The organism is Streptomyces sp. NPDC093111 (assembly GCF_040683955.1).
Taxonomy (GTDB): Bacteria; Actinomycetota; Actinomycetes; order Streptomycetales; family Streptomycetaceae; genus Streptomyces.
Map to the genome: position 1 here is coordinate 25352 of NZ_JBFBNW010000019.1, position 15827 is coordinate 41178.

Genomic DNA, 15827 nt, shown 5'->3' on the forward strand with positions numbered 1-15827 from the left:
GTTGTCATCGACATTGACGGTGACCAGCCTGGGCTCGCAGGCCCTGGCCGTCCCCGGAGACGGGATGAGCCGCGAGGAGACGACCGCCGAGGTCGACCTCCCGGACATCCCGGAGAGCACCGCCCTGGCCGACGACGTCGCGGCCCAGAAGGTCCTGAACACCTCTCAGGCCCAAGAGGTCACGCCGTACGTACCGCAGGCGGTCGACCCCTGGGTGGCGGACGCCGGCAAGGCCGACCCCTCCAAGATCGAGGCGGGCAAGACCGTCCAGGTCACCAACACGGCCACCTCGGCGCTGCTGCCGGTCGGTGTCGGTGTCCCGGTCGGGCAGGACCCCGCCACGATCGCCGGTGACTGGCAGGTCGCGATCAAGTCGACCACCACCTCCGAGGAGTCCGGCGTCCCCGGCATGGTCATGGAGGTCGTGCCCCCGGCGACCGCCGACCCCACGGCGCAGGTGCTCCTCGACGTCGACACCAGCGGCTTCAAGGACCGCTACGGCCAGCTCGCCGCCGAGCGCTTCGGCCTGATGCTGCTGCCGAGCTGTGTCCTCGACTCCCCGGACACCGGCGACTGCGCCCCCGACGAGGGCGTCGAGACCATGGCCGGGAAGGCCGAGCAGGACCACGGCGTCGAGCGGCTGCGCAGCACCGTCAAGGACGTGCCGACGGCGCAGGCCGGTCTGAAGCCGACCGCGAAGAAGGGCTCCGCGACCCGGCAGATCCTGTCGGGAACCGTTCCGGTCGCGAATCTGCTCCCCGACGCGGGTGCCACGTCCGGCGTCTCCGGCGCCTCCGCGCGCAAGGCGTCCCTGCCGGCCGCGGACGGCCTCCAGGTCGTCGACGCCTCCGGCCGCCAGGTCGTCGGCGCGATGGACACCGGCTCCTCGGCGTCCGGTGACTTCACGGCCTCGCCGCTGCTGTCCGCCGGCTCGTGGGCCGCGGGTTCCTCCAACGGCGCCTTCACCTACGCCTACCAGGTGCAGTCCCCGGAGACCGCCGGCGGCCTGATGCCGAAGGTGAACCTGTCGTACAACTCGCAGTCCGTCGACGGCCGCACCTCCTCGTCGAACAACCAGGCCTCCTGGGTCGGCGACGGCTGGGACTACAACCCGGGCTCCATCAGCCGGAACTACACCAACTGCCGGCAGGACTCCAAGAAGGCCGGGGCCAACAACAAGGAACACCGCACCGCGGACCTGTGCTGGGGCTCCAACAACGCCACCCTCTCCCTCGGCGGCATGACCACCGAGCTGGTGTGGGACGCCGGCAAGAAGCAGTGGTTCACCGCCAACGGCGACGGCTCCACGATCCAGCAGGTCACCGGTGAGGACACCGACAACAAGGCCCGCAACAACGAGTACTGGATCGTCACCACCAAGGACGGCACCAAGTACCACTTCGGTCTGAACCGGCTCCCGGGCTGGTCGAACCACGGTGCCGACCCCGACGACCCGACCACCGACTCCGTCCTCACGGCGCCCGTCTACGGCAACCACCCGGACGAGCCCTGCTACGCGGGCCCGACCAAGGAGGACTGGAAGAAGTCGTCCTGCACCCAGGGCTGGCAGTGGAACCTCGACTACGTCGAGGACATCCACGGCAACGCGATGTCCTTCTGGTGGAAGAAGGAGGTGAACTACTACGCGAAGAACTTCTACTTCAAGGGTCCGGTCAAGTACGACCGCGGCGGCTACCTGTCGCACATCTACTACGGCCAGCGCAAGGACTCGATCTTCACCGCCACCGCCCCGGCGCGCATCGGCTTCGAAGTCGGCGAGCGTTGCTACAAAGAGGGCGCGCTGACCTGCTCGGACGAGAACTTCGCGTCGCCCGACCCGGGTAAGTACCGCATCTGGTACGACACCCCGGCCGACCTGCGCTGCCAGGCCGTCACCGCGACGTACAAGCGGAAGTGCTGGAACGCCGGTCCGACCTTCTGGACCACCAAGCGCCTGGACAAGATCGTCACGTCCGCGCAGCGCCTGACCACCACCTCCGCGCGCCAGGTCGTCGACGAGTACCAGCTCAAGCAGAGCTTCCCGGTCCTCCGGACGGGCGCCAACACGGCCCTGTGGCTGGAGTCCATCCAGCGCACCGGTTTCGCCCGCAAGGGTTCGACCGACGCCAAGGTGGAGCTGAACCCGGTCCGCTTCGAGTACAACGCCGACGACATGCCCAACCGCGTCCTGCGCGGCGGCAGCGAGGCCACCGACCCGCGCCCGGGCTTCTCCCGGCTGCGTGTCGCCCGCGTCGTCAACGAGTACGGCGGCGAGACGGTCGTCGAGTACAAGAAGCGCAAGGACGAGTGCCTGTCCGGCACCAACCTGCCGGGCAAGACCGACACGGCGGCGCTGAAGTCCAACACGCGCCTGTGCTACCCCTCGTACTGGCACCCGGACTCCGAAGTCGAGGACATCGACTGGTTCAACAAGTACGTGGTCGACTCGATCGAGGAGCTGCCGAACGTCGCCGGCTCGTTCTCGACGACGACGGCGTACGACTACAAGAACGCCGGCTGGAAGCTGGCCGAGGCCGAGTTCACGAAGAAGTCCACCCGGACCTACTCGCAGTTCGCGGGCTTCGAGCAGACCTCGGTCATCACCGGTGAGCGCAAGGCCGCCTCCGACAGCGGCGAGGGCTCCGCCCCCGGCGAGGACACCCCCGGCCAGGGCGGCCCGGGCGCCGAGGCGCCCAAGACCAAGGCCGTCACCCGCTTCTACCGCGGCATGGGCGACACCGTCGCCGTGAAGGACGTCCACGGCAACCCGATCAAGACGGCGGACGGCCGGCCGGTCTACGACCGCGACGCGTTCGCGGGCCGCATCGCGGAAGAGCTGGCCTACAGCAACGCGACGGACGCCGACACCAACTGGCTGACCCGCAGCATCACCATCCCCGAGGCCACCGAACTGGCCAGCCGCGACCGAGGCGACGGCCTGACCGCGCTGAAGGCGTGGCGGGTGACGGAGCCGGAGGAGGTCGCGTACACCAAGTCGTCCGGCACGGGCGACGACAAGCGCACCCTGCGGACCGTGCGGACGAGCACGACGTACGAGCCGACGTACGGCCTGCCGGTGCTGGTGGAGTCGCTGGGCGACGACGCGGCCGACAAGGGCGCGGACGACAGCTGCACCAAGCTGGAGTACCTGCACCGCACGGACAAGAACCTGATCGGTCTGTCGAAGCAGGTCCTCGTCTCGCCGACGCTGTGCGACAACGCCAACTGGAACAATCTGGCCACCCTCAGCGGCGGTCAGCGGACGGCGTACGACGGAACGACGTTCGGAACGGTGCTCGGCGCCACGACCCGTGGCCTGGCCACCGAGTCGTGGTCGCTGAACCGCACCGGCACCGACTTCCAGACCAACGGCACCAGTGGCTTCGACGAGATCGGCCGGGTGATCCGGCAGACCAACGCGGAGCAGCTGGCCAAGCCGGCTCCGAAGTCCTCCACGATCACCTACGGTTCCGAGGGGCCGGCCACGGGCCAGGTCTTCAAGGTCACCACGAGCAACATCCTCGGTCACAGCCAGATCCAGGAGCTGGAGCCGGGCCGTTCGGTCGCGCTGAAGACGACCGACGCCAACGGCTACGTCAGCGAGGCGGTCTACGACCCGCTGGGCCGTATGGCCGAGGCATGGGCGACGGGCCGCGCCCCGGGCTCCGGCGTGCCGGACTTCCGTGCCGAGTACGTGATCCCGAAGGAGGAGACGGACCCGGACGACCCGGACGGCAAGAAGATCCGCAAGCCTCCCTACGTCGCCACGTACGCGCGCGGCTACGAGGACCGGATCGAGAAGTCGGTCACGATCTACGACGGCATGGGACGCGAGCGGCAGTCCCAGGAGCAGGCGGACGGCGGCGGCCGTCTGATCACCGACACGCTGTACGACAGTGCCGGTGAGATCTACCAGACCAACAACGCCTACCTGAACCAGGACGCCCCGAGCGGAGACCTGTTCACGCCGCTCGCGGACACCACGGTCCCGAACATCACTCGGTACACGTACGACGGTCTCGGCCGCGTGCTCGAGGAGATGCCGGTCCTCAAGGTGAAGGCCCCGGGCACGACCGAGGCCATCTCGCAGGACGTCCCGGCGAAGGCCGTCCGCTACGAGTACGGACCGGACTGGTCGAAGGTCATCCAGCCGCAGGGCGACTCGACCTACCGCGTCTGGACCGACGCGCTGGGCCGCTCCGTCCGGACGGACACGTTCAACCCGGCGGCGCCGGGTGGCTACACGTCGACCCGCTACGAGTACGACGCGGACGGCCAGCCCGTGAAGGCGACCGCCTCGGCGGACCCGACGCACCCCTGGTCCTGGACGTACGACCACCGCGGCAACCTGGAGACCACCACCGACCCGGACAAGGGCACCACCCGGATCGAGTACGACTCCTACGACCGTCCGCTGACCACGACCAACGCTCGTGGCGTCAAGGTCTGGACCGGCTACGACGAGCTGTCGCGGCCGACCCAGACGCGTGAGACCAGCTCCGCCGGCAAGCTGCTGGAGGACCTCACCTACGACTCCGTCCCGGGCGGCAAGGGCATGCCCGCCAGCGCCACCCGCTACACGGACGGCCTGGCGTACACGCAGAAGGTCAACGGCTACACGAAGGACTACCAGCCGACCTCGACCGCGCTGACCCTGCCGCAGTCCATCGTCGACACGTGGGGCTTCGCCAAGGAGTACACGTACGACTACGCGTACTCCGACAACGGCATGCTCAACGAGAGCACCCTTCCCGCTGCCGGCAAGTTCGCCAGCGAGAAGCTGGTCGTCCGCTACAACGAGGACGGCAAGCCGGTCGCGATCTCCGGAAAGGACTGGTACGGCTCCGAGACGATCTACTCGCCGTACGGCCAGGTGCTCCGTTCCACCCTCGGCGCGATGCCGTACCGGGTGTGGACGCAGAACACGTACGACGAGAGCACCGGTGAGCTCACCGAGCAGTCGGTCCACCGCGAGAAGGGCGGCCCCAACGACACGACCGCCGACCGGACCCTCGTCGGCGGGACCCTGGTGTCGAACCGGGCGTACTCCTACGACCCGGCCGGCAACGTCAGCTCGATCGAGGAGAAGTCCGTCGGGATCGAGGAGCGTCAGTGCTTCTCGTACGACCCGCTGGGCCAGCTGAAGTCCGCCTGGACCAACAAGGCGCCGGCGACGCAGGGCTGCACCACCCCGAAGAACACCGACGGCACGCTCAACGCCGTCTCCGGCACCGACGGCTCCGGCTACTGGCAGGAGTACGAGTACGACCTTCTCGGCAACCGGACCAAGCTCACCGAGAAGGACCTCACCGGCAACACCGCCAAGGACGCCGTCAGCACCTACGCGTACGGCAAGGCCGACGGCAGCCAGCCGCACACGCTGACCAAGGTGTCGAAGACCTACACCACCCCCGCGGGGCAGCAGGTCAAGGCCGAGGCCACGCGTCTGTACGAGCTGACCGGCGATACCAAGACGATCACCTCGGCCGAGAACGGTGACAAGCAGGAACTGGGCTGGACCTACGACGGTCAGGTGGACCGGATCACCGGTCAGGGTTCGGGCGGCAAGACCCCGTACGTGGGTCTGGGCCAGAAGTGCCTCGACCTGAAGTCGGGCCTCGCGTCCGCCGGCCAGGCGATCCAGCTCTACCAGTGCAACGGCACGGTGGCGCAGAGCTGGCAGTTCGAGCCGGTTCCCGGCACGCCGCAGACCCCGCAGGCCGACCCGAACCTGGGCACCCTGAAGGTCTACGGCAACTGGTGCCTCCAGCCGGCCGCCAACACGGCGGGCTCCGCGGTCCAGCTGCAGAAGTGCAGCGGCGCCGGCAACCAGCAGGTCAAGCGCAACGCCTCCGGTCAGCTGATCCACGTCGCCTCCAACCTGTGCCTCGCGGTGCAGGGCGCGGCGAACGTGAACGGCACCGCCATCGTGCTCGCCACCTGCGACGCCGCTGCCGCGGCCCAGCAGTGGCTGCCGCAGAACGACACCCGTCACATCTACGGCCCCGACGGCAGCCGCCTGCTGACCGTCCAGGGCAAGCAGGCCACGCTGCACCTGGGCGAATCCCAGATCACCGTCCAGCAGGGCGGTGTCCTGGTCCGCAGCGAGCGCACGTACTCGACGCCCGACGGCGCGATCCTGCGCTACGCCAACGGCACGGGCTCCGAGACGCTCACCGCGCTCGCCACGGATCACCAGGGCAGCGTGTACGCGGAGGTCGGCCTCTACACCGCCATGCCGGTGCGCGTGCGCAAGCAGGACCCCTTCGGCAACCAGCGCGGTGCCGACAGGGCAGGGCAGAACATCCAGACGAGCAAGGGGTTCCTGGGTCAGACGCGTGACGACTCCTCCGGCTTCCAGCCGCTGGGTGCTCGCTTCTACGACCCGGTGGTCGGACGCTTCCTGTCCGTCGACGCCGAGCTCGACCTGAACGACCCGCTGCAGTCCAACGGGTACGCGTACGCGCAGAACAACCCGCTCACGTACGCCGACCCGAGCGGTCTCGCGATCACCCTGACCGCCTCGGAGCGGGGCGCGGCCCTCAAGGGCGCGGGACTGTCCCCGGCGCAGGTCGCCCAGGCGCAGTCCATGATGGGCAAGTCGCTGTCCTCGGTGATCCTCTCGATCGCCTGGTCGACGCTGAAGGACTTCATCGGCATCACCGACGCCATGGCCTGCTTCGGCGGTGACATGTGGTCGTGCGGCAGCATCATCCTGGACGCCATTCCGTGGACGAAGCTCGGCAAGATCCCGTCGGTCCTGAAGGCGATCAACCGCACCATCGACGCCATCCAGGCGTTCAAGGCCGCGAAGAAGGCCGCCGAGATCGTCCTCAAGGCCGCCAAGGCGGCCGAGGCAGCGGCCTTGAAGGCCAAGAAGCTGGCCATCGAGAAGGCCAAGAAGGAGGCCGCGCAACGGGCCAAGAAGAAGGCCGCCGAAGCAGCCAAGAGAAAGGCCGACGCGGCAGCCGCGGCCAAGCGCAAGACGGGTAACAACACCCACAAGCAGGCCCAGGCCAAGGCGGCGCCCAAGCCGTCCTCCATGCCGCAGCGCAAGCCCGCGGCCGGCAACGGCAAGAGCTCCGGCGGCGGAGGCGGCGGCAAGTCCGGCGGCTCCTCCCGCAGCAACGGTGGCTCCAGCGGCAGCGGTGGCTCCGGCAAGGCCGATGGTGGTGGCGGCGGTGGCGACTCGGACGGGGAAGAATTCTTCCGGACGATGCCCGAGGAGCACTTCAAGATCCTGGAGGAAGGTGGCGGTCTGTCGGCGACCGGAGAGACGTTCACCTCCCCGACGCAGGCGTTCTCGGACAGCTACACCGGTGTCACCGTCAAGTTCACGGTGAAGCCGGGCACCAAGGCGGCCCTCGAGGCGATCGGCGTGCGGGACGCTTCCAACTTGGTGAAGAGGAAGTACCCGAACATGCCCTGGATCAAGAACGTGGACAATTGGCGCGACAACCACGCCTTCTTCAAGAAGGAGGGCGACAACCACATCAACATCGGTCTGGGCGGCGGTAAGGCACTTAAGCTCTTCAACGAGAACATCACGGGATGGGAGGTGGTCAGGCGATGACCCCTGAGGAGCAGGATCTGATCATGGACCTGGCGGTCGGACTGGGTGACGGTCCGACGCGCACGCTTGACGAGGTTCTCGCCCACTTCGGCGAGTCGGACGGTCAGGCCTTCGCGCTGCGGCTGCTCCAAGGCGCCATCGAGCGCCAGGACGCCGACGACGTCGAGATGGCGTTGATCGTCCGTCGCGCCTCCGACGCCTCGGTCGAGGAGTTCCTGGAGCCGCTGATCGAGCTGTTCCCCGGCGAATGGCACAGGGACCACGAGGACATCGTGTCCCTGCTGGGGACGCTCCACTCGCCCAGGACGGTGCCGACGCTGGTCCTGGCGACTCGCTGGGTTCCCGAGCACCTGGACTACGACGAGTTCCGGGCGCTCGCGGTGAAGGCGATCTGGGCGCTCGGCGGCATTCCCGGCCCGGAGGCCCAGGAAGCCCTCGAAGGCTTGCGTGATGACGAGAACGAGATCATCCGTGAGAACGCGCTGAAGCAGCTCGCACGCCGCGGCGAGCTCTGACCGCGAAGCGGTAACCGAACATCCGGGACGCCCGGCCGAGTCTTCTCGGCCGGGCGTTCCGCCGTTTCCGGAACCTCACCGCCCCCGCCCCTCCGCCTCCAGCCGCAGCCCCTCCTCCATCACCGCCCGCGCGATCGGCGCCGCGTTCCCGCCGCCGCTGATGTCCGTGCGGTTCGCCTCCGCGTCCTCGACGACGACGGCGACCGCGACGGCCGGCTGGGCCGAGTCGGTGGCCTGGGCCCAGGCGATGAACCAGGCGTAGGGGGTGCCGGTGTTGCCGAGGCCGTGTTGGGCGGTGCCGGTCTTGCCGCCGACGCGGGCGCCGGGGATGGCGGCGTTGGTGCCGGTGCCCTCCTCGACCGCGCGGACCATCAGGTTCTGGAGCTGGTTGGCGGTGGAGGGGCGCATGGCCTGGCGGTAGCTGCGGCGGCCGGTGGTGTCGACGGTGCCGCCGCCCGCGGTGGTGGTGCGTTCGACGAGGTGGGGGGCGGCGATCTCGCCGTTGTTGGCGACGGCCGCGGCGACCATCGCCATCTGGAGCGGGGTGGCGGCGGTGTCGAACTGGCCGATCGAGGAGAGGGCCAGTTGGTCGTCGCTCATGTCGGTGTCGAAGGTGGACCTGGCCACCCAGGACGGGACCTTCAGGCCCGTGTCGTTGAAGCCGAACCGCCCGACCGCCGTCACCATGTCCGCGAGGCCCACCTTCACCCCGAGGCCGGCCATCACGGTGTTGCAGGACCACTGGATCGCGTACGCGAGGGAGGCGTCGCCGCAGCCCGTGGCCTCGTTGGGGAGGACCCGGCGGGTGCCGGGCAGGACGAACGGGTCGGGGGTGCGGGTGGGGGCGTCGACGTCGGTGACCACGCCCGCGTCGAGGGCCGCCGCCGCCGTGACGATCTTGAAGGTGGAGCCGGGCGGGTAGGTCTGGCGCAGCGCCCGGTTCAGCATCGGCTGGTTCGGCGAGGTGGTGAGCCGCTTCCAGGAGTCGGCCACCGCCGGGCCCGTGCCGGACAGGACGCCCGGGTCGTACGAGGGGGAGGAGACCAGCGCGAGGATCCGGCCGCTCGCCGGTTCGATCGCGGCGACCGCGCCCCGCCTGCCGTCCAGCCCGCGGTACGCGGCCTCCTGCATCCGGGCCCGGATGGTGGTGACGACGTCGCCGCCGGGCATCCGGCCGCGGCTGACGTCGTTCCACAGTGGCAGCGGCGCGAGCATCGGGTCGGTGCCGGACAGGAGCGCGTCCTCGGCGTTCTCGACCAGGCTCGTGCCGTACGTCTGGGAGGCGTAGCCGGTGACCGGCGCGTACAACGGGCCCTGGGTGTACGTGCGTTCGTAGCGCAGCTGCTGGCCGCTGTCGCGGGAGCCGGTGACCGGGCGCCCGTCCACGACGATCTCGCCGCGCGGCTCGCCCCAGCGGGTGATCGCGATCCGGCGGTTGGCCGGGTTGTCGTCGTACGCGTCGGCCTCGAAGACCATCACCCGGGCCGCGTTGACGAGCAGGGCGACGAGGAGGACCAGGCAGAGGGCGGCCGCGCGGCGGATGTAGCGGATCATCGGGTGTCCTCGGTGTCCTCGGTGTCCTCGGTGTCCTCGGTGTCCTCGGTGTCCTCGGTGTCCTCGGTGTCCCCGGTGTCTCGGCCCGTTCTCACTTCGTGTCCTCCGTGATCGGCGCGATGACCCCGCCGTCGGCCATGTCGGGGCGTGGGGCCCGGGCCGAGTCGGAGACCCGGACGAGGAGGGCCACGATGATCCAGTTGGTGACGACCGAGGAGCCGCCCTGGGCGAGGAACGGCATCGGCATGCCGGTGAGCGGGATCAGGCCCATCACCCCGCCGGCGATGACGAAGACCTGGAGGGCCAGGATCGAGGCGAGGCCGATGGCGAGGAGCCGGCCGAAGGGGTCGCGCAGGGCGAGCCCGGCGCGGTAGCCGCGGGCGACCAGCAGGGCGTACAGGAGGAAGAGGGCGGTCAGGCCGGCCAGGCCGAGCTCCTCGCCGGCGGTGGCGAGGATGAAGTCCGACTTGGTGGCGAAGCCGATGAGGACGGAGTGGCCGAGGCCGAGGCCCGTGCCGAGCATCCCGCCGGCGGCGAAGGCGAAGAGCGACTGGGCGAGCTGGCCGGGGCCGTCGCCGGCCCGGATGGAGGCGAAGGGGTCGAGCCAGTCCTGGACCCGGCTGTGGACGTGCGGTTCGAGGGAGCCGACCAGGAAGGCGCCGGCCGCCGCGAGGACCAGCCCGACGGCGATCCAGCCGGTGCGGCCGGTCGCCACGTACAGCATGATCACGAAGAGGCCGAAGAACAGCAGCGAGGTGCCCAGGTCGCGTTCCAGGACCAGGACGCCGACGCTGAGCAACCAGATCGCGACGATCGGGCCGAGCACCCGGCCGGTGGGGAACTGGAGCCGCCAGAACGTGCGGCCGGTGAAGGCGAGCGCGTTGCGGTTGGCGGCGAGGTACGCGGCGAAGAAGACGGCGAGCAGGATCTTCGCGAACTCCCCTGGCTGGAAGGAGAGTCCGCCGAGCCGGATCCAGATCTTGGCCCCGTTCACCGCGGGGAAGAAGATCGGCAGGATCATCAGGACCAGGGCCGTCGCCACCGACAGGTACGCGTACCGCTGGAGCACCCGGTGGTCGCGCAGCAGCACCACCACCACGATGAACAGGCCGACGCCGAGGGTCGACCAGATCAGCTGGGTGGGGGCGGCCCGGTCGCCGGGGGTCTCCAGGTCGAGCCGGTAGATGAGGACGAGGCCGAGTCCGTTGAGCAGGACCGCGATCGGCAGCAGCAGCGGGTCGGCGTACGGGGCGCGCCAGCGGACCGCCAGGTGCGCGAGGAGGGCGAGCGTGCCGAGCCCGGCGCCGTACCGGGCGGCGTCCGGCGGCACGGCGCCGCTGCGGGCCAGGCCGACCTCCGCGTAGCCGTAGACGCAGATGAGGACGGCGCAGACGAGGAGGGAGAGTTCCACGCCGCGGCGCCTGGGGATGCGCAGCCCCGGCGGGGGCGCGTCCCGCGCGTCCTTCGTGTTCGTCGGCGGCGGTGCGGTCATGGTCCGCAACGTAGCAAGCAGTAAGCCGTATGTCCCTTTTGTGTGACGGTGTGCCGTCGGGCGGGCGTCAGTTCCCCCGGGGCCGGGGGTCCGCGGTCCCGGGGGTGTCCGGCCCGCCGTCGGGGTCCGTGAACGGCACGTACTCCGGGAGCGTCAGCCGGGCGACCGCCCCGCCGTCCGGAGCGTCGGCGAACACCAGCTCCGCGCCGATCACCTCGGCCTGCCCCACCGCGATCGTCAGGCCGAGGCCGTGGCCCTTGCCGCCGCTCTCCGTGCGGAACCGCTGCGGGCCCGCGGCCAGCAGGTACTCCGGATACCCGGGGCCGTGGTCCCGTACCGTCACCACCGGCCCGTCCACGCTCAGCACCACCGGCGGCAGCCCGTGCCGGTGCGCGTTGGCGACCAGGTTGCCCAGCACCCGCTCCAGGCGCCGCTTGTCCGTCTCCACCGTCGCGTCCCGGGCGATCCGCACCTCGGTCGCCGTGCCGGAGTGGCGCACCACCCGCTCGGCGAGCGGGCCGAGGTCGTGCACGGCGAGGTCGACGGTCTCGGTGCCCGCGTCGAGCCGGGAGATCTCCAGCAGGTCCTCGGTGAGCCCGCGCATCGCCTTCACCCGGTCCCGCACCAGCTCCGACGGGCGCCCCTCGGGCAGCAGTTCGGCCGCGGCGGACAGGCCGGTCAGCGGGGTGCGCAGCTCGTGCGCCACGTCGGCGGTGAAGCGCTGCTCGGTCTGGAGCTTGCGCTGGAGCGAGGAGGCCATGGTGTCGAGCGCCCCGGAGACCGTGGCCACCTCGTCCTGGGGGCGTGAAGGGTCGGCGGTACGGGGGTCGTTGACGCGCGCGTCGAGGTCGCCGGCGCTGATCCGCCGGGCCACCTGCGCGGTCAGGTGCAGCCGCCGGGTGATCCGGGTGACGGCGAAGGCGCCGACGAGCAGGGTGGCGCCGATGGCGAGCACGGAGGAGCCGAGGATCGAGCGGTCCAGGCCGTCGATGGTGGCCGCGCCGGCCGTGTAGTCCACGCGGACGGCGAGGGCCCTGCCGTCCGCCGGACCCGCCGCCCACATCGTCGGCCGCCCCAGGTACTCGGTGACCATCGTGCCCCGGTCGCCGCGCAGCGCGAGCGCCCGCAGCGAGGGGGGCAGCCCGGCCGGGTCGACCCCGGCGAAGCGGGGGAGCGGCTCGCCCGACTCGTACAGCCGGCCGACCTCGTCGAGCCGGCCGAGCGCCTTGTCGCGGAAGTCCTTGACCGTCTGGCTCGCCACCGACACGTGGACGAGCACGCCGAGGAGCGCCGCGAGCGCGCAGCACATGACGGTGATGAAGACCGCGGCCTTCCAGGTGAGCGTCGCGGTCCAGGCGGGCAGCCGGGGTCGCCTCACTGGCTCACCTCGGGCGGGGCCGTGTCGGCCCGCCCGGCCCCGGGCGCGGCGGACGGCGGCGCGACCGGGCGCGGGGTGGCGCTGGGGCTGACGAACGCGGGCGCCGGGACGACCGAGGTCCCGCGGCCCGGCGGCTTGACCCGGACGATCTCGTCCCGCGCGGGCAGCATCGTGCGCTGCTGCTCGTCCCAGGACCAGGCGGTCCGGTACTCGTAGCCCGGGATGCCCGCCGAGCTGACCCGCATGATCAGGTCCCGGCCGGCCAGCTCCACGTTGACCACCTGGTCGACGGTGGACATGATCCGGGTCAGCCCGCCGTTCTCGGCGAGGTAGACCCGCACGCCGAGCTGCTGGTCGGGCATCCGGATGCCGACGATCAGCTCGTCGCGCCCGTTGCCGGTGAGATCGCGGTAGTACGGGGTGAGGACCGGGCAGTCCTTCCGGTCGGTGGCGCAGGCGCCGATCGCCCGGGCCGTCTGCTCGTACAGCCCGTCCGCGCCGCTGCGGGCGTCGCCGTGGGCGCGGACCTCGGCCTGGACGACCGCCACCGGGTCGACGGAGTGGACGTCGTTGTCGGGGACGTCGACGCCGGGGACCCGCTCGGTGTCGGACTCGCCGTAGTCGATCGGCGGGTTCGTGGCCGGCGGCAGGTCGGGCCAGAGCCGGACCGGCCCCACGGCGGTGGGGGTGGGGCCCGCGCTCTTCAGTTCGCCCTGGTTGCCGCAGCCGGCCAGGGCGAGCGCGCCGAACAGCACCGCGGCCGGGACGGCCACGGCGCCGATGAGCTGCACTCCGCGCGGTGTCACGCTGTTCCTTCGCGTCTCACTTCACCGGGTCGGTGAGGACAGTGATGACGATGATGTCGGGGGTGGGGTGCCCGTCCCGGACGGGCCCCCGCTTGCGCGGAGGCGGGGCTCGGGGAGGTCGGTCTTCCCATAGACCTTATTCGTAGGGAAGTCCTTTTTGTCTACCCGTTGTACCGCACGGACCGCGAACCGGGCCCGGCACCGTCCGCCCTTCGGACTTCGATCAAGGGCCCCGCCCCGAGGGGCGTCACGTTCCGTAGCGGCTCCGCGAACGTCCCGGCCGCACCCCCGCCGACGTGCCGGCCCCCGCCCCCGCCGTCACATCCGGTGCCGCTCCATCCGGGCCAGCGCCGCCCGGCACAGCGTGAGCAGTTTCTCGTCGTCGTGCACGTCGTGCGAGCCCGCACCGTCCTCGCGCGCGTTGTGGCGGTGTCTTCGGGCCAGCTCGGTACGGATCGCGAACTCCGCCTCCGCCGCCGCCGGACCCATCTCCGCCAGGCACTCGGCCACCGTCACCCGCGTGTGCCGGTTCTCCTCCCAGGCCGAGAGCAGCACCGGCAGCACCGTCTCCGCGTCGCCCGACACGCGCCACAGCGCCGCCGCCGAACGCACCCGCACCCACAGGTCCCGCGCCCCGAGCCCGGCCCGCAGCGCCGGGGCCGCACCGGCCGCCGCCGGGCCGATCGCGCCCAGCGCCCGCGCCGCCGCGCACCACTCCGCGCCCGAGGCGCCCGGCCGCAGCCAGCGCTCCAGGGCCTCCAGGGCCTCCGCCGGCGAGCCGTCCAGCGCCCACACGGCCTGCGCCGCCATCGAGGACACCGCCGCCGACTCGGCGCCGAGCAGCGCCCGCGCGTCCTCCAGCGCCTCCCCCCGGGCCGCGGGTCCGAACGCCGCCAGCGTCCGCAGGCAGGCCTCCCGCACCCAGTCCCGCCGGTTCGGCGGCGCCCCGCGCAGCACCCGCAGCACCTCCGGCAGCGCCTGGACGCCCCGGACCGCGCCCAGCGCGCACAGCAGCGGCGCCGCCCGGTCGTACAGGAGCTCGTCCAGCTCCACCTCGGCCAGCCTGCGCCGCAGCGCCGGGGCGAGCGGCAGCGCCGCCGGGCCCAGCGCCTTCACCGCGTACAGCAGCTCGCGCCGCACCTCGCCCTCCTCCAGGGCCCGCGCGAGCAGCGGGATCGCCCGCGCGTCCCCGCAGCGCGCCAGGGCGAGCAGGGCTCCGCCCCGCCCGGCCCGCGCCCCCGGACCCGGCAGGCCCAGCGGACCCTGAGGGGCGGCGGAGAGCCGGACCGCCAGCGCGTCCGCCGAGGGGCCCGCCAGCTCGAAGAGGCGCTCCAGGAAGGAGGTCGCGGCCTCGCGCAGCCGCGGCTCCGGGTCGCTCAGCTGCGCGCCGACGAGCCGGACCACCTCCTCGTACCGCCCTCGCCACACCCGTATCAGGGCGCCACACAGCCAGATCGCGTCCGAACGCTGCCCCCAGTCGGGGCTGCGGAGCTGGGCCAGGATGAGCGCGATGCGGTCGTCGACCCGGTCGTCGAGGGCCGTGTGCAGGGTGCGCAGCAGCTCCTCGGTCCACGGCGTGGGGCGGCCCGCCGAGTGCTCCTCCAGGAGCTCGCGGACCTGCCCGATGAGGGTCGGCGTGGCCGCCCGCGGGGTCTCCCCGGCCGGCTCGCCCGGCGCGGTGCGCACCTCGTCGAGGAGGACGGTGACGCGCTCCACCACGTCGTGCGGGATCTCGGCCGGCGCTACCCGGGCCAGCTGGGCGAGGGCGGCGAGCCGCAGCCCGGGCGCCTGCGCGGCGCGCGAGAGCCAGGCCAGCCAGTCCGCGGTCTCCGCGCGCAGCGTCTCGTGCCGCAGCGCGAGCCGGCCGACGGCGGCGACCAGGGCCAGCCGCACCTCGGTGTCCCGCTCCACGGTCAGCCGCTCCCGCAGCAGGCCGAGCACCCGCACGGGGTCGGGGTGCAGCGAGGCGAGGGCGCACGGGGCCGCGATCCGCACCTCGGGGTCGGGGTCGCAGACCAGGCCGAGGAAGACGTCGGCCCCGGCGGCGATGGCGGCGGCGGCCATCGCGAAGTTCGCCGCCGGTATGAAGTCCTCGTCCTCCGCGTCGAGTTCGGCGAGCTCCTCGTCGTCTCCGAGGTCGATGCCGCCGATGCTGGTCAGCAGTTCGACGATGCAGCCCCGGTCCTGGACCTCGGGGTCGGCGACGAGTTCGAGCAGGAAGGGAATGCAGGCGAGCGTCGAGTCGTACACGTCGCCCTGGTGGTGGACCGCCCCGTACATGCCGTCGATCGCGTTCTCCCGCTCCGCGGGATCGGCGGAGGCGAGTCCGCGGAGCAGCTCCGGCACATCGTCCGCCGGGCCGTACGCGTGCCCCAGCGAGGCCCAGTCGACCTCCTCGATCCCCGTCAGCATGCCAGGCCGCCTTCCCCGTGAGCGCTGTACCAGGCAGCAAGTGTGCACCAACGTGCCGATAACGAGGGCCCGCCTGCCGGACGCTCTCGGCGAACCC

The 15827-nt window shown here is 71.6% G+C and carries 7 protein-coding genes; 2 read left to right on the forward strand and 5 right to left on the reverse strand.

Features of this window, described 5'->3' with window-relative positions; translation table 11 throughout:
- The first annotated feature begins 64 nt into the window (after nt 1-64).
- Nucleotides 65-7573 carry a ricin-type beta-trefoil lectin domain protein gene (locus AB0Q96_RS29605; RefSeq protein WP_365330924.1) on the forward strand — a complete coding sequence of 2503 codons (7509 nt, stop codon included), beginning with the start codon at nt 65-67 and terminating at the stop codon, nt 7571-7573.
- Entirely contained in the window at nt 7570-8088 is a 519-nt protein-coding gene (locus AB0Q96_RS29610) for a HEAT repeat domain-containing protein (RefSeq protein ID WP_365330737.1), read from the forward strand. The genes AB0Q96_RS29605 and AB0Q96_RS29610 overlap by 4 nt, the downstream gene beginning before the upstream one ends.
- 75 nt (nt 8089-8163) lie before the next feature.
- On the opposite strand, the gene AB0Q96_RS29615 is transcribed toward AB0Q96_RS29610, so the two are convergent.
- From AB0Q96_RS29615 to AB0Q96_RS29635, 5 genes are all read right to left on the reverse strand, one after another.
- Nucleotides 8164-9642 (reverse strand): penicillin-binding transpeptidase domain-containing protein, encoded by a 1479-nt coding sequence (locus AB0Q96_RS29615; protein WP_365330738.1) that lies wholly within the window; start codon nt 9640-9642, stop codon nt 8164-8166.
- 91 nt (nt 9643-9733) lie between these two features.
- Nucleotides 9734-11134, reverse strand: a complete 1401-nt coding sequence (locus tag AB0Q96_RS29620) for an FtsW/RodA/SpoVE family cell cycle protein (RefSeq protein WP_365330740.1) — start codon at nt 11132-11134, stop codon at nt 9734-9736.
- Nucleotides 11135-11201: 67 nt separating this feature from the next.
- Nucleotides 11202-12512 (reverse strand): HAMP domain-containing sensor histidine kinase, encoded by a 1311-nt coding sequence (locus AB0Q96_RS29625; RefSeq protein WP_365330741.1) that lies wholly within the window; start codon nt 12510-12512, stop codon nt 11202-11204.
- Nucleotides 12509-13318, reverse strand: a complete 810-nt coding sequence (locus tag AB0Q96_RS29630; RefSeq protein ID WP_365330743.1) for a hypothetical protein — start codon at nt 13316-13318, stop codon at nt 12509-12511. The genes AB0Q96_RS29625 and AB0Q96_RS29630 overlap by 4 nt, the downstream gene beginning before the upstream one ends.
- Nucleotides 13319-13636: 318 nt before the next feature.
- Nucleotides 13637-15730: a PBS lyase gene (locus AB0Q96_RS29635; RefSeq protein ID WP_365330745.1), complete on the reverse strand. Its 2094-nt coding sequence runs from the start codon at nt 15728-15730 to the stop codon at nt 13637-13639.
- Nucleotides 15731-15827 lie beyond the last annotated feature (97 nt).

What these genes read in the sequence shown, in the direction of transcription:
- AB0Q96_RS29620 (WP_365330740.1), bottom strand. Translation starts at nt 11,134, where the DNA reads ATGACCGCACCGCCGCCGACGAACACGAAGGACGCGCGGGACGCGCCC.
- AB0Q96_RS29615 (WP_365330738.1), bottom strand. Translation starts at nt 9,642, where the DNA reads ATGATCCGCTACATCCGCCGCGCGGCCGCCCTCTGCCTGGTCCTCCTC.
- AB0Q96_RS29605 (WP_365330924.1), top strand. Translation starts at nt 65, where the DNA reads ATGAGCCGCGAGGAGACGACCGCCGAGGTCGACCTCCCGGACATCCCG.
- AB0Q96_RS29635 (WP_365330745.1), bottom strand. Translation starts at nt 15,730, where the DNA reads ATGCTGACGGGGATCGAGGAGGTCGACTGGGCCTCGCTGGGGCACGCG.
- AB0Q96_RS29610 (WP_365330737.1), top strand. Translation starts at nt 7,570, where the DNA reads ATGACCCCTGAGGAGCAGGATCTGATCATGGACCTGGCGGTCGGACTG.